13 protein-coding genes and 1 tRNA gene are annotated in these 15993 nt (G+C 59.2%); 5 read left to right on the top strand and 9 right to left on the bottom strand.

Annotated elements, in window-relative coordinates:
- Window positions 1–267 precede the first annotated feature (267 nt).
- Window positions 268–352: transfer RNA gene (locus MP439_08700), tRNA-Leu, on the bottom strand.
- 125 nt (window positions 353–477) lie between these two features.
- On the opposite strand from MP439_08700, the gene MP439_08695 reads away from it, so the two are divergent.
- The 3 genes from MP439_08695 to MP439_08685 are packed head-to-tail and all read left to right on the top strand — an operon-like array spanning window position 478 to window position 3280.
- On the top strand, window positions 478–1110 hold the full coding sequence (locus MP439_08695; protein ID MCI2976139.1) for an ATP-dependent Clp protease proteolytic subunit: 633 nt from the start codon (window positions 478–480) through the stop codon (window positions 1108–1110).
- Complete coding sequence (locus MP439_08690) at window positions 1110–2051, top strand: ABC transporter permease (GenBank protein ID MCI2976138.1); 942 nt, start codon at window positions 1110–1112, stop codon at window positions 2049–2051. The genes MP439_08695 and MP439_08690 overlap by 1 nt, the downstream gene beginning before the upstream one ends.
- Window positions 2051–3280 carry an ABC transporter ATP-binding protein gene (locus MP439_08685; GenBank protein MCI2976137.1) on the top strand — a complete coding sequence of 410 codons (1230 nt, stop codon included), beginning with the start codon at window positions 2051–2053 and terminating at the stop codon, window positions 3278–3280. Before MP439_08690 ends, MP439_08685 begins: the two co-directional genes overlap by 1 nt.
- A gap of 150 nt (window positions 3281–3430) precedes the next feature.
- Here the strand turns inward: MP439_08685 and MP439_08680 are convergent, their stop codons facing one another.
- Genes MP439_08680 through MP439_08665 form a run of 4 tightly spaced genes read right to left on the bottom strand, consistent with a single transcriptional unit; the run spans window position 3431 to window position 7639 of the window.
- Complete coding sequence (locus MP439_08680) at window positions 3431–4624, bottom strand: glycosyltransferase family 4 protein (GenBank protein MCI2976136.1); 1194 nt, start codon at window positions 4622–4624, stop codon at window positions 3431–3433.
- Window positions 4570–5655, bottom strand: a complete 1086-nt coding sequence (locus MP439_08675) for a glycosyltransferase (GenBank protein ID MCI2976135.1) — start codon at window positions 5653–5655, stop codon at window positions 4570–4572. Before MP439_08675 ends, MP439_08680 begins: the two co-directional genes overlap by 55 nt.
- Window positions 5652–6698 carry a glycosyltransferase family 4 protein gene (locus tag MP439_08670; GenBank protein ID MCI2976134.1) on the bottom strand — a complete coding sequence of 349 codons (1047 nt, stop codon included), beginning with the start codon at window positions 6696–6698 and terminating at the stop codon, window positions 5652–5654. Before MP439_08670 ends, MP439_08675 begins: the two co-directional genes overlap by 4 nt.
- Window positions 6695–7639 carry a hypothetical protein gene (locus tag MP439_08665; protein MCI2976133.1) on the bottom strand — a complete coding sequence of 315 codons (945 nt, stop codon included), beginning with the start codon at window positions 7637–7639 and terminating at the stop codon, window positions 6695–6697. Before MP439_08665 ends, MP439_08670 begins: the two co-directional genes overlap by 4 nt.
- Window positions 7640–7935: 296 nt before the next feature.
- Here MP439_08665 and MP439_08660 point away from each other — a divergent pair, with 296 nt between their 5' ends.
- Complete coding sequence (locus MP439_08660) at window positions 7936–10140, top strand: hypothetical protein (protein ID MCI2976132.1); 2205 nt, start codon at window positions 7936–7938, stop codon at window positions 10138–10140.
- A 298-nt stretch (window positions 10141–10438) separates the two neighbouring features.
- Here the strand turns inward: MP439_08660 and MP439_08655 are convergent, their stop codons facing one another.
- Genes MP439_08655 through MP439_08640 form a run of 4 tightly spaced genes read right to left on the bottom strand, consistent with a single transcriptional unit; the run spans window position 10439 to window position 14416 of the window.
- On the bottom strand, window positions 10439–11233 hold the full coding sequence (locus tag MP439_08655; protein MCI2976131.1) for an SDR family NAD(P)-dependent oxidoreductase: 795 nt from the start codon (window positions 11231–11233) through the stop codon (window positions 10439–10441).
- 29 nt (window positions 11234–11262) lie between these two features.
- Window positions 11263–12282: a hypothetical protein gene (locus MP439_08650; GenBank protein ID MCI2976130.1), complete on the bottom strand. Its 1020-nt coding sequence runs from the start codon at window positions 12280–12282 to the stop codon at window positions 11263–11265.
- 2 nt (window positions 12283–12284) lie between these two features.
- Window positions 12285–12983, bottom strand: a complete 699-nt coding sequence (locus MP439_08645; GenBank protein MCI2976129.1) for a hypothetical protein — start codon at window positions 12981–12983, stop codon at window positions 12285–12287.
- Window positions 12984–13036: 53 nt separating this feature from the next.
- Entirely contained in the window at window positions 13037–14416 is a 1380-nt protein-coding gene (locus tag MP439_08640; protein ID MCI2976128.1) for a tryptophanase, read from the bottom strand.
- An 83-nt stretch (window positions 14417–14499) separates the two neighbouring features.
- Between MP439_08640 and MP439_08635 the strand changes: the two genes are divergently transcribed.
- Window positions 14500–15849 carry an AarF/ABC1/UbiB kinase family protein gene (locus MP439_08635; protein MCI2976127.1) on the top strand — a complete coding sequence of 450 codons (1350 nt, stop codon included), beginning with the start codon at window positions 14500–14502 and terminating at the stop codon, window positions 15847–15849.
- Window positions 15850–15993: the final 144 nt, after the last annotated feature.

The following is a 15993-nucleotide window of genomic DNA, read 5'->3' as shown; positions in this document are numbered from 1 at the left end:
CAACGCAAGTTGGACCTAGGAGGTGGTCAAGCATCGACTTGGGCTCGTTCTGTCCCTGTGGAGAGGGCAGAACACTCACAGGCGGCTGGAGAGCGACAACACAAGAGGTGCAGGTAAATGTAGATGTCTTTTGGAGCGGCCAAGACATACCGTTGTTCGCAACGAGCCGGTGATGGCCGCTGTGCCGTCGGGCCCGTCGCGTCGGTCTTGCTCCACTTGGTACGGCGTTATCCGCGTGCGCAGTGGGTATGCGGTCTAGAGGCGTACTGGTGCGGGCGGGGAGACTCGAACTCCCACGTCTCTCGACACGAGGACCTAAACCTCGCGCGTCTGCCAATTTCGCCACGCCCGCTTTGGAGGCAAATCCTAGCGGACCCAGATCAAATTCGGCTCCATTGACTGCGTGAGGATCCGATAGGGCGGCTTACCCTGTCCGAGTGAACTTTGCGAGTGCCGCGTCCGATTAACCTAGTCACCATGTATCACAATGACCTCACTGCCGGTTCCGTCGCTGACTTGAAGGATGCTGCAGGTGCAGACCGTGGAGGCGACGTCTACCAACAACTGCTGAAAGAGCGGATTGTCTTCTTGGGATCGGAGGTCAACCAGCTCAGCGCCAATGCGATCTGTGCTCAGCTGCTCCTCTTAGCGGCCGAGGATGCCGAGCGCGACATCTCTTTTATCATCAACTCGCCCGGAGGGTCCATCTACGACGGACTCGCAATCTATGACACGATGCAATACGTGAGCTGTGACGTGTCCACCATCACCATCGGGATGGCGGCCTCCATGGGTCAGTTCCTCTTGTGTGCGGGTGCCCATGGTAAGCGTTTTGCATTGCCACACGCCCGGATCCTGATGCACCAGCCTCTTGCGCAGATGCAGGGGCAGGCGGCCGACATCGCTATCCAAGCCGAGCAGATCATGTATTTGAAGCGACAACTCGCTGAACGAATCGCGTTCCACACGGGGCAACCCGTCGAGAAGATCCAGGCTGACTCGGAGCGTGATCGGTGGTTCACCGCCGATGAAGCGCAAGAGTATGGCTTCATCGACCAGGTGATCCGGACCAACTCGTATGGCGCGAACTCAGGTGGGTCTGGCTCCTAGTGAAGACTGACCGTAGTGGGGCGTCGCCGACGCCTTCGGGTTATCAGCGTGATCGGGAGTTGCCGACGCACCTTGTTCGGCCCTCGCAGACGGTTCCACAGCGGATCGCCAACATCTGGAGATATCGGGATCTGCTCAAGGACCTGGTAGCCAAGGAGATCAAGGTCAAGTACAAGGACTCAGCGCTTGGCTTCATCTGGAGCCTCTTGAATCCTGCCATGTTCATCTTGATCTACTACATCGTCTTCCAGAAGATCTTGAAGAACGGGATCCCGTTGTTCGCCATCTATCTGGCGACCGGTCTCCTGGCTTGGAACCTGTTTCAATCCGGTGTGCTCGGTGCGACTGGATCGGTGGTGAACAACAGCGGTCTGGTGAAGAAGGTCGCCTTCCCAAGGGAGATTCTCGCACTCGCCTCGGTTGGATCGGCGTTTATCTTCTTTCTCTTCCAGACGGTCGTGCTCGCGATCTTTTTAGTCATCTTTCGGGTGGTCCCCTCGCCGAGGTTCGTTTGGCTAGTCCCATTGGCTCTGATCGCCCTGTTGTTGTTCGCCTCTGCGCTCGCAGTGTTGCTCTCTGGCATCAACGTCTACCTGCGTGATATGCAGCATCTCATGGAGATTCTGTTGCAGGCGTGGTTTTGGGCGACCCCAGTCGTGTATCCGTTCATGGAAATCTTCAAGCAACTCAATAGGCATGGGTTGCTCTGGCTCTACCTTGCCAACCCAACGACTCCCGTTACCCTGACCTTTCAGAGGGCCTTTTATGTGAAGGCGAATCCGCTCGGGACCAACGGAACGATCGTGCACATTCTCCCGAGTTATGGCCCGATGTGGTACTTGGCGGTGATCGGGGCCATTATCGTCTTAAGTTTCATCTTCTTCCTGGTCTCTGTATACATCTTCGGCCGTCTGGAAGGGAACTTTGCAGAGGAGTTATAGTGGCGACTGCAGTTGAGGTGGTTTCGGTCTCGAAGACCTTCCGCCTTTTTCAAGAAAAATACACATCCTTGAAGGAGAAGGCCATCCACTTCGGGAAGGTGCCCCATGAGGTGTTTCCGGCTCTGACGGATATCAGCTTCGAGGTTGAGCAAGGTGTCACCCTCGGTCTGCTTGGACACAACGGCTCGGGTAAGTCAACGCTGCTTAAGTGCATCGCCGGGATTCTGACTCCGTCACAGGGAGAGATCCGCATCCGGGGACGCATCGCTGCCATGCTCGAGCTTGGTGCTGGTTTTCACCCCGATCTCTCTGGACGGGCCAACATCTATCTCAATGCGGCACTCATGGGTCTCTCGCGCAAGGAGGTCGATGCTCGTTTTGCCGATATCGTCGAGTTCTCAGAACTCGGTGGCTTTATCGAAAATCAGGTAAAGTTTTACTCGTCCGGAATGTATGCTCGCCTTGGTTTTGCCGTGGCGGTGAACATGGACCCCGATATCTTGCTGGTCGATGAGGTGCTCGCGGTTGGCGACGCGAACTTTCAGCTCAAGTGTCTTGCCAAAATTCGAGAGTTCCAGGAGGAAGGGCGAACCATCATCTTTGTCTCACACTCGCCTGATTTAGTGCGAGCGGTCTGTTCGACTGCGTTCGTGCTCGACCATGGACGTCTCGTGGGTCAGGGCCCAACCGCCGAGGCGGTCGCGCTGTTGCAGAAGTTCCAACTATCAGGTTCTGGCCTCAACCACGATCCAAGCACCGAGGATCACCGTCTTGAGGCGGCCATAAGCCGGGATATCCATCTGGACGCCCTATTTGTTAACGGTGTCGATGCTGACCGTGGCGTCGAACTCCAGGCGATGAGCCAAGTTGAGCTCGCTATTGTGATCGAGGACGTGGCGTCCTTGGCTGGAGCCTGTCACCTCGAGGTGCTCATTTACAATGCGGCGGGGGTGGCGCTTATTCGGGCGCACTCGCGGGAAATGGACATGGAGCCGATTCTGGTTCGTGGTACCGTCGAGGTGGTCGTTCAGTTCGGATCGCTCTCATTGGCGGTCGGCTCGTACTCGATGCAGGTTAACCTTTATCATCCCTACAGTGGCATGATGATAGAGAGCCGGAGGTGGGACAACGCTATCATGATTGTCGGCGGCCAGAAGGGCGTTGGAGGAATCATCGCTGCTGAGGCCTCCGTTTTCGTCAAAGAGGTGTCGAGCCGCAACTTCCTCTAAACCCGATCATGTGCTGTGGTGGCACTTTGGCGACGATATCTGAGGGACAAAGGAGATGGCGTCCGGTCAGGGTTGGACCATCCAGCAGGATTCGTCATCGGGTCGTTCACTTCCGTCGCCACACGTGGAGTGCCAGCGATGCCGGTAAGACTATGCGAGGAAGGCCAAGTACCGGTCGATGATCGTATCCCATGATGGGCTCGCTGCGACGTAACGACGACCGTTTTCCCCAAGTGTCGTAGCTAGGAAAGCATCGGTTGCGATGAGCTCGATGGCTCCGAGCAGCTCGGTGGCATCGTGAAAAGCAACACCGGCGCCTGAGTTCTTGATCTGTTCAACGAGGACCGGATTGTGTCCGTTGACGATGAGAGGCACGCCGGCACCCATCGCCTCGATGGCCACGAGGGAGAACGACTCGTATCGCGAGGCGATGACGACGGCTCTGGCGTTGGCCAGGAGCAGATTACGCTCGGCATCGGAGACGATGCCTGCGAGTTCGATGCCGGCGGCGACGTCGAACTCTTCCGTGACCGGCCCCGCGATCACAAGGTCGAGGGAGGGGCGGCAAAGACGATAGAGCGCACTGAGGAGCTGTGCCCCTTTATCAGCCTGCATCCGTCCTATCGTGAGCAGATAGCCGCCTCTTGTTGGGGGCGCTGGCTGGTCAGGTTGGACGATACGCATCGTGGGCTGGGCGCCAAGGCCGAGCACGATTTGCTTGGTGGGCGCCAACGGAACCAGGCTATTGAGGAGTTGTTGCTCAGCGCGGGTCTGGAACACGATCCTGTGCGCCATTGGTATCGTCTCGGCGTAGATCGAGCTGCTCAGTATCGGCTCAGGATGGGCGGCCGGGTGGAGTACCGCCCTGGCTGGGTTCCAGCGTATCGCCTCTAGGTTTGGCCAATAGAGCGCCGGATAGCTCATGACGCGGTCGGGGTTGATGTGATCGAGCAAATCTCCAAGGCCGTCGAGTACCGGACCTTGGTCGATCAGGTACTGCTGTGCAAGCTCGGGCTCGCCGAATCGTCCGGTCGCGATTTGGCGAGCGTAGATGGTAGAAAACCGTGGGTGACGTGGGTGTCGCGGTCGAAGACGATGGACGATAACGTCGTCTTCGACGGCGGCACCAGCCTCGAGCTGATCCTCCCACTCGAGGGTGGTCGAGGTTGAGGTGATGACCTCGACCCGATGACCGCGCGCGGCGATCCGAGTCGCAAATGAGCGGGCGGCTGACTCGGCCCCGCCGACGATGGCGTTGCCGTAGCGGGGAGTGACAACGGCGAGATGCATCAGATGACCTTCGTTCGGGTCAGCTGGGTAAGTGCTGGCGCGAAGCGTTCCCACACCGCATCGTTGTCGTAATCGGCGACCCGTCGATAGCCATTGGCGACGAGCTGACCGCGCAAGGGATCGGAGCTGGCCATCTGGGCAGCGGCGGCGATGGCAAGGGGGTCGTGGGGCGGGACGAGGAGACCGGCATCACCGACGGTTTCGCCGATGGCTGAAGAGTTCACAGCGACGACGGGAAGACCAAGGGACATGGCCTCCAGGAGCGGTGCACCAAAACCCTCATGCAAGGATGCGGACACGAAGAGGCGAGCCCCGCGATAGTGATCAGCGAGATAGCGGGCTCGCAACCCGCCGGTCAGGAGGTGCACGCGATGGCTGATCCCGAGTTTGCTAGCGAGCGTGCGTAGACCGTGGAGGTAGTCCGCCTGAAAGGGGCGCCCGATCAACGTCAGCGAGCTATCTTCGCCCGTGATCGTTCGATACAGGGCAAAGGCGGCGAGGAGATCCTCCTGGGCCTTGTTCGGAACAAGTCGCCCAACAAAGAGCCAGTCAGTTGGCTCACCGCGATGCTGCCAGCTTTGTTTGAGCCGTTCAAGCCGTTGGGTGGTGGGCTCACTGAGGAGCTGGTCATAGTGAGCAAAGAGACCGACGGTTGCCACGGTTGGGGCACCATAGCGATGCAGCTCGTTAGCGTTGAAGGCGGAGACTGAGAGGCAGCCGATGGCTTGATGAACGAGGCGTTCGAGCTGTTGACGAGCCCGTCGCTGGGCGATCGCGGTGTCGGCGTCCCAGGCGACAAAGTACTCTTCTGGCGTGATGTTGTGATAATAAAGGATGGTCTGACCCTGCGCCAGAATTGTTGGGGCAAGGGCAGAAAAATTTGCGTAGTGATAGATCACCACGTCGTCGGGTCCCAACTTCATCTCTCCAACTGGTGTAGCCAGCTCCGGGTCGGAGCGTTTGATGTCCTCGACGTAGATGCGCGTCGTGGGTTGGGTGACGCTGAGGCGCTTTTGGAGCTCGCGAGCACAGTTACCGACGGCGTCATGGGGAAGGAGCACGGGGACGAACTGGTGGATGGTCATGGATTGCCGAGCATCCTTTCAAAGAGCGTGGCGTAGCGCTCCGTAAGCGATTGGGGTGCGAAGACGTTCAGCCGGGCTCGACCGCGTGCGATGAGTCCATCGCGGATGCTTGGGTCGGTGGCGATCAGATGGGCGGCGGTGGCGAAGGAGAGCGGGTCGGGTTGTCCAAGAAGCCAGCCAGCTTCGCCGACGGTTTCGCCGACGGCAGAGGTGTTCAGGGCCAGAACTGGGAGGCCAGCTGCAAAAGCCTCGATGAACGGGAAGCCAAAACCTTCGTGCAACGAGGCGCTGGCAAAGACCGTTGCCGTTGCGTACTCGGTAGCCAGTGCCTCCGGACTGAGGCCTGATAGGAGGCGGACGGATCGACACAGATCCTCAGACTCGAGCGTTGAGACTATCGCCGTGCGATAGGACTCGGAAGCGGTCTGGCCCACCAGCGTCAGTGTCGCTTCGGGCGCAAACAGCGAACGATAGAGGCTGAACGCCTCGAGCAGAAAGAGTTGATTTTTGTTGGGAAAGATACGGCCGACGAAGAGCCAGTTGTCGCGGGTGCTTGGGGTTGGGTGGTTGACGGCCGGTAGGTCAAGGAGTGGAGGCGCGACAAGGGAATGGAGAAAGCCCAGTTCAAAGAGGTCATGGGCGTTGTAGTGCGAAACGGTAAAGGCGCGCTGGGTGGTGCGGGCCAGACCGCCTATCTCGCGCCTAGCTTGCCAAAGGACTCTAGCGATCGATGGCTCCCACGGCTTGGTCAGCTCGTGTGGCGTCACATTATGGTAGTTCACGATGACTCGAGGCCGATCACGGAGCCAGTTCGCGATTCGCGAGTTGGTGGAGGCTTGGTAGAGATACCAGGCCCCTCGCGGTGGGCGACGTCGTATTTTGGCAAATGGCTCGGCCAGTGCCCCAAGTGATGGATCGAACTCGTCGGCATAGATCGCGGTCTCATGGCCGAGCTCCGTGAGGAGGGCATCGAGGCGACGGGTATGGATTCCGATAGCGTCGTAACGAGCGAAGGAGGGGATGAGCTGGACAATCGTGCTCAACGGCCGAGCCTTGTGAGTGAGGTGTGATCGTCGATCTTGGTGGTCGTCGGGTCAAAGCCGGCATCGTGTGCGAGAAGGTGCCACGCCTCGGTGCTGATTGGTGCTCCCCGGATCGCGGCGACCGCGGTGAGTGCAGGCGATTGGGTAAGAATTGTGGGCTCGTGGTGGATGAGCAGCGCACACCCATCTGGTGTGAGAGTCCGCGCGATTTCAGTCAGTACGACCCGTTTGAACCACACCGGCGAACACTCGAGCGCAACCCCGCGGGCGACGATCGCGTCAAGTGACGCGTCGCCACAATGCTCAAGGTGCCACAGCAGTGCGTGGTTGCGGATGTCGAGCCCTTGGGTAGCACCGTCATCGGCGAGGGCAGGGTCCTCTTCGAGGCCATAGGCGAGATCTTGATGCCGTTGTTCAAGTCGAGCCAGCAACTGGTCGGCTCCGGCTTCGGTGACCAGGATTGGTCGGGTAAATGGTGAGTGCGCGAGGATCTCAAGGACTGCCTCATCAGCCTGCTCATCGGCGGGGAAGTGGTCCCTGACGGTACGGAGCTCGAGCTCGGGGGCGATGCGGGCGAGGCGCCGTTCTTGCTCGACGAGTCGGAGCTCGAGGGCGTTCAACAGGCCAACTGCCTCAAAGTTGAAGTTATTGACCTGTTGGGTGATGTAGGTGAAATACCACCCTACACTAGCCTTGATGGCTCGTTTGACGTAGGCAACTCCAGGCTTCTTGGATTCGGTGGGTACCGCCGTATCGATATAGGAGGTCGCCTCGAGGTTGAAGAGCCGGTCTCGAGTTGAGTCAAAGCGGAGTCGAGGTTTGAGTTCATTGACAGCTTGGGCGAGTTTCGCCTCCAGGGATGGCAACACAACACCACTACGGCGTAGCTTCACGATCTCGAGCTCGAGTCGCTTTTTGAGCTCCGATGCCTGCGATTCCAAGTCGGCCTCCCTGTTCGTCCGTTAGGGCTTGATCTTAGTAGTGCTGGACTCTCGGTGGCTTTGGCGTTCCAAGGTCTTGGGGCTAATGGGACAACTCAGAGCACCGCTTGTGACGAGACAGGGCAGTGATCATGACGTCTGCCCTGCTAACGTGGAGAGGTTGACATGATGGGTGATTCGCATTTGGCGCGACGCCGATCAAGTTGGGGTTGCGGAGTTCCGATGACACTAGACATGAGGACGATCCCTGGAGCCAGGATGGACCAACGATTTCGCGTGGGACGGGTTCACCGCTGATGCGTCGGGGTCTGCATTCAAAGCGCCGATCGTTTGTATTACCTTCGGGTCGCACCAGTGCCATGGTCGCGACTGGCGCACTGCTTGGCATCACCTCAGGGGCACTGGTCTTGCCTGCGACGGGCTTTGCGGCTACCACCACCTTGACCTTCACCGGCTACGGTGTCGGTTCGGGCAACGGGGCGAGTCAATTCGGAGAGGCTGGCTATGCCAGCCAGGGCCACCTCACCTACCAGCAGATCCTTGCCCATTTCTATGGTGGTACCAATTTGACTACCATTGGCGATCGTTTGATCGCCGTGTGGCTCACCGCCGGCACCGGTCAACCGTTGACGGTGTACGCAGGCGAGGGCCTGGTGGTCAATGGCGTGACGGTCGCCCCGAACACGCCGATCGAGGTGACCGACAACAACGGCACTATCAGCGTCGGAGAAGGTCCCTCTGGGTCGGAGTGCTCGGCGCCGAGCGCATGGACCCCACTGACCAGTGCTACTGGTAGCTTGACCGTCCAACCGTTGAACCTTGAGTCACTTGGATCGATGATTGACGAGTCGAGTGCCCAAGCGCTCGCTTGGTGTAAGCCTGGTGGATCCGTCGAGTTGGTCCGCGGTAGCCTCGGTGTCACCGTTAACCAGCAGGGACAACAGGTTCTGACCAACGAGCTTGGACTTGAGTCTTATGTCCGCGGCGTCATCGGCAACGAGATGCCCGCCATTTGGGGCACGCTGGGTAGCGCTGGCCCCCAGGGACAAGCGTGGGGCTTTCAGGCCCTTGAAGCGCAAGCGGTTGAGGCTCGCACCTACGCCTTGGCGGTGGGGAACTCGTACAGCTTTGCACAGATCTGTGACTCTGACTACTGTCAGGTCTATGGTGGCTTCAACTCACGCCAGAACCCCCAAGAGCAGGCGCTGATCGACGCTGCCGAGGTGGATACGGCCGGTCAGATCCTTACCCAGGCCAGTGGGGCACCGGCCTTCACACAGTACTCAGCCTCGGACGGTGGCTATACCGCGGGTGGTGACTTCCCAGCCGTGCCAGACCCCTACGATGCTGGTTGCTACGCGTCGATCTGTGACCCTTGGGATCCCTGGACCCAAACGGTAAGTCTGGCCACGTTTGAGCAGGCGTTCCCACAGCTTGGGACACCCCAGGCCATCAACGTCTTACAGCGATCGGGCAATGGTACCGACGGTGGGCGAATCCTCTCGATCCAGGTCGTAGGCTCGAGCGGTTCGACCACGATACCAGGTGCCGAGTTCGCCTCCAAGTTGGGCCTTCACTCAGACTGGTTCAGCGTGAGTGGACCTCTGACAATCAATAACGATGGAGGAGGCGGAGCACCGAACGATCCACCTGGGCCCTCGGTCACCTCCGGCATCATCGTCGCCTCCAACGATGGGGGCACAGCTGCCGAGGACGGAGCTACCGACCTCGGCAGCACCTATACCTATGGCATCACGGGCCTCTCTGGCGCTCGCCCCCTCAACGCCCCTGTAGTTGGGGTGGCCTCAACCCCTGATGGCAAGGGCTATTGGCTCGTCGCTGCCGATGGTGGTGTCTTCGATTTTGGCGATGCCCATTTTTATGGCAGCACCTATACCTATGGCATCACGGGCCTCTCTGGCGCTCGCCCCCTCAACGCCCCGATTGTCGGCATCGCTTCGACGCGAGATGGCAAGGGCTATTGGCTCGTCGCTGCCGATGGTGGTGTCTTCGATTTTGGCGATGCCACCTATCAAGGATCGGCGTATTCGAAGGGATTCACCGGCCTTGGTGGTGCACACCCCTTAGCGGCTCCGGTCGTTGGCATCGCCTCCACCCCGGATGGCAACGGTTACTGGCTGCTCGAGGCTAACGGCACGGTGCTCTCGTTTGGGGCTGCACAGTTCTATGGCGACGTCTCCAAGAGTGCGGCTGGGGGTGCGAAGTTCGTTGGTATCGTCGCGTCACCAACTGGCCAAGGCTACACAGTCCTTGCCGCTGACGGAGCGACCTATGGGTTTGGAGACGCACCGTCCACTGGTTCGATCAAGGCAAACCCTGCGGCCGTGGCCATCATCCAGGGACCGAACGGCCAAGGTTATAGCATCATCCTCTCCAACGGCCAGGCGGTCGGATTCAACGGCGGTCCAAGCGCTCCGGCACTTGGTGCAACCACCACCGGCCATGGTGCCCCGATCGTGGGTGGCACGGCCGTCAGCTGAGCGAGCACCCCGAAGCTGATCGCTCGAGCTTCGATAGCACCGTCATGGTTGAGTGGTGGTCGCCTTCACTGGGTTGACCGGGGAAGGCGCGCTGCCTCGAGGAGTCCACGGCGTTGCTGGGTATACGACGGGTTGTTTGGCGTGGACGATCCATATTGGACTACATCGGATGCCATGGATCCCAGGCTACGTCATGGCCGTGTCACCTATCTCTCGGTTGGCTGGCCATGTCGAGCCCAGTAGAACATATCTGTGTCCGATCGCAAGCACGACGATAGGCGCAATCGAATCGGTTGGGTCAATAGGGCAGCCGGCGGGCGATGCGGCGGGGAAGATGGCGATAGAGCGCCATGATCGGGCGCATGATCGGGGGGCTCCACACAATGGTCGCTTTGGTGTCGATGCCGTGGATGATGTCGAGGGCAACCCGTTGGGGATGAGTCGCCAGCGGTGGCGTGGGGAGTGAGCGCGTCATTGATCCGATGACAAAGCCGGGACGCACCACCACGACGCGTACCTTTGGGCTAAGACGCTCAGCGAGCCCGAGAGCAAAGCCATCGAGGCCCGCTTTGGCGGCGCCATAGATGTAGTTCGAGCGCCGTACACGTTCTCCGGCCACCGAGGAGAGCACGATCATCAGCCCTCGCCCTTGTGCAGAGAGGTACTCGCTACAGCTTGTGAGCGCCATAGCTGGTCCGGTGAAGTTGACGGTGATGGCATGGGCGACTTTGACAGGATCGTGCTCGTCGTTTGGCTGGTTGCCGAGGGAGCCGGCAGCCATGATGACGGTGTCGAGGTGGTCGACGTTGGCGAATATCCGACCCAAAGCCTCCTCGAGGCTGTTGAGGTCGGTGAGGTCGAGGTGCGTGGTCGTGACTGGTACCGAAGGATTACGCGCGCGGAGCTCGTCGCGTGTTTGCGCAAGCCCCTCGGCGTGCGGCCCGGCGAGCATTACGGTATCGAACCCACCGACCAGTCGATTGAGGAGAGCCCGCGCGATCTCGGATCCTCCCCCGATCACAAGCACCCCACGACCAATTCCTGGGTGACCTAAGCGCGCCTCGTCAGCCATAGCAGACGGAGCCTGGGTCATTGGTATGGCTGCTGCTCGGTTGCGCCATGTCATTCACCCGGGTTCATTTCGATGTTGTGACCCCTGCAAGCCTCGTTCATGCCGATCTGGTTGTCGCTGGCCTGATCGAAGTCGGGCACCATTGAAGAGGTTGGTAGTGCCCAGATGCGATCGAGGCTCCAGGCGATGGCTGGTGGCCCGACCTGGGAGAGCGCGATGCCGATGAGGATGAGATAGCTGATCCGCAGATCAGTTGCATGAGGAAAGACGGTTGGAATGATCGCGAGTGCGAGGATTGGAGGACTCTCGATTTCGAACTTGGCGGTCGCGATCAGGGCCAACGCGATGGTGATCAAGATGACGAACACTACGTTCAGGTTGACAAAGAGAACGATGGTGAGTTCGATGGTGCACAACAACGCGAGCGCCGTCATCGAGAGTTGGCGTGGGCCTCTCGCGGTCGGTGCATTGGCATTTTCGACGGCGGCGACAAAGAGCGGCGGTAAGACCGCGAGAGGTGATCGAGTAAGCCAGACGGCGATGACCATCAGCGCGAGTGAGCCGACGATGATGCCGATGGTTCTTGGACGTATCACAATCTTTGGTCCGGCTCCAATGCCTGGGCGTTCGGTGATGAGGATGAATGCTGTCGGGATGCCCATGAAGATCACGACTGCGACCACGTAGAAGGGGGAGACGAGGTGGAGATAGACGGGAAGCAGCCCGGCTGAGAGTGCTGGGTACGCGGGGACGCGAAAGAAGAGCACCGCTGCAAGAATGAGCGCCAGGGCGAGGATGATCTGTTCGACGAGCGTGATGCTCAGGTAGCGGGCGATCTCGACGCCGAGAAAGGCAGCGCCACAGATCACCAAATAAAAGGGCAATGGACCTTCGCGCCAAGCGCTGATGCGAAAAAAGAGCAGCCCGGCTGAGACGGCACCGACCTCTGGCACGATCATGACCGACTCGTGAAAGATAGTGACGACCCCAGCCATGATGGCGACGGCAATGAGCACACCACAACCCCAGAGCAAGGGTGATCGTCGCCACTGCAAAAGATGTCGATCCATTGTTAGGACTCCCTGGTGTCGATCGGCCAGCTGTTGGGAATTTTGATCGGATCCTGGTTACGTTCTCTACGGTAGGCGTCGAGGTTGCGGAGCCATTTGAGATGTTCTCGCTCCTGAAAGTGCATGAGCGTTGGGCCGTCCATCGTCTCGATGCGTGGGTAGCTAGCGAGCTGGCGCCGTGCAATCTCGACGGTTGCACGGGCATCACCGAGCGCGTTATGGGCGTCGGTGAGCTCAACTCCGTAAAACTCACAGAGGGCATCGAGTTGACGTGAGCCGCGTCGTGGCCCCCCAAATACTCGGTCGATGACGTAGATGTCGAGCACCGGACCCCGCCAACCAACCTCGTAGAGCCCCTTGTCAAAGTGCAGTTTGAGCTGTGCATCGACGATGCTGAGATCGAACGAGATATTCATGCCAACGAGTAACCAACCTTGTCGACCGGCTTTGACCAGTTGGTTGCCGATGCGTTGCAATGCCTCGCGTAGAGGCTGTCCATCGCGGGCAGCCATTTCATCGGTGATCCCGTGTTTGGCAGTCGCTTCGGGAGCGATCGGCCGCGTTGGGGCAACCAGGCTGTAGTCGTCGCAAACGCCATCACTGTTGTGCCAGGTCAAGGCGTACGAAACCGGCTCGTCTTGTGTGAGCGAGAGCCCAGTGGTCTCGAGATCAAAGCCGAGCAGGTTGCTGGTGTCAAGCATCGTCTTAGATTCTATGTGCAACGGGCACGAGTCTCGGAGCCGGTGTCGGTCGATTACCCATGTTCGATCGGTAAAAACTGTGCCGTAAAGTGCCGTAATGAGGCCGGCTCCTTGGTGATGCGGTAACCGTGTAGCGTGGGAGCGACCTTGAGCACCGCGTCACATACCTCGATGACGTAATCGATATGGCTTTGGGTATAGGTCCTCCGGGGGATGGCGAGGCGAACGAGTTCGAGGGCACTAGGCAGCTCGCTGCCATCGGGTTGCCGTCCAAACATCACCGATCCGATCTCGCATCCCCGAACGCCGCCAAGCTCGTACAGAGCGACGGCGAGCGCTTGACCAGGGTACTCAAGTGGTGGGATCTGGGGAAGTAGACGCTTAGCGTTGAGGTAGATGGCGTGCCCGCCACTCGGTCGTACCACCGGGAAGTCCATCTCGTCGAGGGCATCCCCCAAGTAGGCGGTGGAGGCGATGCGATACTCAAGGTAGTCGTGCGACACCGCCTCACGCAAGCCTTGGGCGATGGCTTCGAGATCTCGTCCCGCGAGGCCGCCGTAGGTCGGGAAACCCTCCGTGAGGATCAGCATGGTTCGTGCCTGCTCGGCGAGGGCCTCGTCGTTGGTGGCTAGCCAACCGCCGATGTTTGCCATCGGGTCCTTCTTGGCACTCATCGTCATTCCGTCGGCGTAAGAATACATCTCATGGACGATCTCGGTGACCGATTTTGTCCCGTAGCCCGGTTCACGCAGACGGATGAACCAGGCGTTCTCGGCGAAGCGACAGGAGTCAAGATAGAGCCTGACGCCGTAGCGATGACACAGTTCGCTGGTTGCTCGGATGTTCGCCATCGATACCGGCTGGCCGCCTCCCGAGTTGTTGGTGATGGTCATAATGACCGCAGGGATGTCGCTTGCGTGTTGCTCGAGCAACTTGGCGAGTGCAATGAGATCGATGTTACCTTTGAACGGCGCTTCGAGCTCGGGGTCGAGACCCTCAGCGCAGAGCAGATCGATGGCTTGGGCACCGGTATATTCGACGTTGGCCCGAGTGGTGTCAAAGTGGGTGTTCGCGGGCACGATCTTGCCGGGTGCTCCAAGCACCGAGAAGAGGATGCGCTCGGCAGCACGGCCCTGATGGGTTGGAATGATGTGGCGAAAGCCGAAGAGGTCGTGGACGGCGGTCTCGAAAATCTCCCATGAAGGTGAGCCAGCATAGGACTCGTCTCCGTGTTGAATAGCTGCCCATTGGTCGCGGCTCATCGCCCCAGTGCCTGAGTCGGTGAGTAAGTCGATCATGACGTTGCGGGCTGGGAGCTGAAAGAGGTTGTAGTGGGCGGCCTTGATCGCGTCGACGCGCTCAGCCTGGGTCGTCATGGGAATCGGCTCCACCGAGTGGATTCGGAAGGGTTCGATGATGGTCTGATAGCTCATGGGATGGATTCTAGGCCAATGCCCTCGACCCTCCAAGCTCGACGGTGGCTCCCAGAGCTGCGCAGCGACCGTAGGCTGGCGGTATGGGTCTCAATGTGCGTCGTCTTTATCGTTCGGTATCGATGCTCTCTGGTCTCATGGCGCGGACGTCGATTCGGCGTGCAGGTGTCAAGCTTGTGCCACGATCCAAGCGGGAGGCAGCACTCGAGCGCGCTCGTATCGCTACCGCTGCCGACATCAAAGAGCGTTTCGCCGAGACAAGAGGTGTCATGACCAAGCTCGCCCAGATGGCAGGGTATCTCGACGCCGGTGTCGACGCTGAGCTGCGTGGAGCGTTGGCGAGTTTTCAACGTGACGCACCGACGATGGAGTTTGCGTTGGTGGAGCAAAGTATTCTTGCGGAGCTGCCAGATTTCTACCGAGTTGTCGGCGAAATCGATCCTGTTCCTATCGCGAGCGCATCGATCGGGCAGGTGCACTGGGGACGCCTGCGCAGTGGTGAAGAGGTGGCGATCAAGGTTCAGTTTCCCGACGCCGCAGCGCTGATTCGCGCCGACCTCTCCAATGCTGGCCTCGTGACCGGGGCGTTAAAGCTGCTCTTCCCATCCATGGCGACCGGCGAGATGGCTGACGAACTTGTAATTCGCCTTGGTGAGGAGCTCGATTACACCAAGGAGGCCCAGCGTACTCAGACGTTCGCCGATTATTACCAGGGGCACCCCCGGATCGTCGTTCCCCGCGTGTTCTTCCGACTCTCATCGGCCCACGTCTTGACCACCCAGTATTTGCATGGCCGTAGGTTCGATGAGATCTTGTCCGAACCCCAAGAGGTTCGTGACGCCTATGGTGAGGTGCTCTTCAGGTTCGTTTTCCGTAGTCTCTATCGACTCCGACTCTTCAACGGAGATCCACACCCAGGTAATTATCTCTTCCTCGACGGTGGTCGCATCGGTTTTCTCGACTTTGGATTTACCAAGGAGTTCACGGCCGGGGAGATTGCGATCTTTGAGTCGATGATCGAGTCGATGGTGATAGAACATGATCGCGTGCGCTTTGGTAAGGTCGTGCATGAGGCGGGACTGGTCACTGCTGACGATCTCGACCCGGATGAGGTGGCAGACTTCTTCCGTGACTTCTACGATATCGTGCTCGAGGATCGTCCCTTCACCGTGACCAGCGCGTATGCGAGTCAGTTGTTGCACCATACCTTCGATCACTCGCACCCAGTGTCGAAGTACCTCAACGTGCCGCGGGCCTTTGTCGTGCTGCAGCGCATCAACCTCGGCCTCTATGCCCTGCTTGGCTACCTTGAGGCGACGGCAAACTGGCGGGAGGTGGCGAGCGAGATCTGGCCATTTGTCGCTGCTCCTCCGACGACGCTGATAGGTGAGGAGGAGCAACGCTGGCAACGAACCCGAGATGCTCGAGCTTAGAAGTTTGGCTTTAGAAAAGCTATGGCTTACTATGTAGTAAATATGAGTCGTATGCACTCAAGAAATCTTGTATACTGTGGAATAGATGCTCGCCATAGAGCATTACAATGGGTGTGCAGCGAGAGCTGCCTGTTGATAACAGGA

The sequence above is a fragment of the Ferrimicrobium sp. genome, from assembly GCA_022690815.1.
In the GTDB taxonomy this organism is placed as follows: domain Bacteria; phylum Actinomycetota; class Acidimicrobiia; order Acidimicrobiales; family Acidimicrobiaceae; genus Ferrimicrobium.
The sequence above is the reverse complement of the archived record's forward strand: the minus strand, read 5'-3'. Positions and strand labels throughout refer to the sequence as shown.

Excerpts from the sequence above, each read along its gene's own strand:
- MP439_08650 (MCI2976130.1), bottom strand. The coding sequence starts at position 12,282 with ATGGATCGACATCTTTTGCAGTGGCGACGATCACCCTTGCTCTGGGGT.
- MP439_08655 (MCI2976131.1), bottom strand. The coding sequence starts at position 11,233 with ATGACCCAGGCTCCGTCTGCTATGGCTGACGAGGCGCGCTTAGGTCAC.
- MP439_08675 (MCI2976135.1), bottom strand. The coding sequence starts at position 5,655 with ATGACCATCCACCAGTTCGTCCCCGTGCTCCTTCCCCATGACGCCGTC.
- MP439_08695 (MCI2976139.1), top strand. The coding sequence starts at position 478 with ATGTATCACAATGACCTCACTGCCGGTTCCGTCGCTGACTTGAAGGAT.
- MP439_08640 (MCI2976128.1), bottom strand. The coding sequence starts at position 14,416 with ATGAGCTATCAGACCATCATCGAACCCTTCCGAATCCACTCGGTGGAG.
- MP439_08645 (MCI2976129.1), bottom strand. The coding sequence starts at position 12,983 with ATGCTTGACACCAGCAACCTGCTCGGCTTTGATCTCGAGACCACTGGG.
- MP439_08635 (MCI2976127.1), top strand. The coding sequence starts at position 14,500 with ATGGGTCTCAATGTGCGTCGTCTTTATCGTTCGGTATCGATGCTCTCT.
- MP439_08660 (MCI2976132.1), top strand. The coding sequence starts at position 7,936 with ATGCGTCGGGGTCTGCATTCAAAGCGCCGATCGTTTGTATTACCTTCG.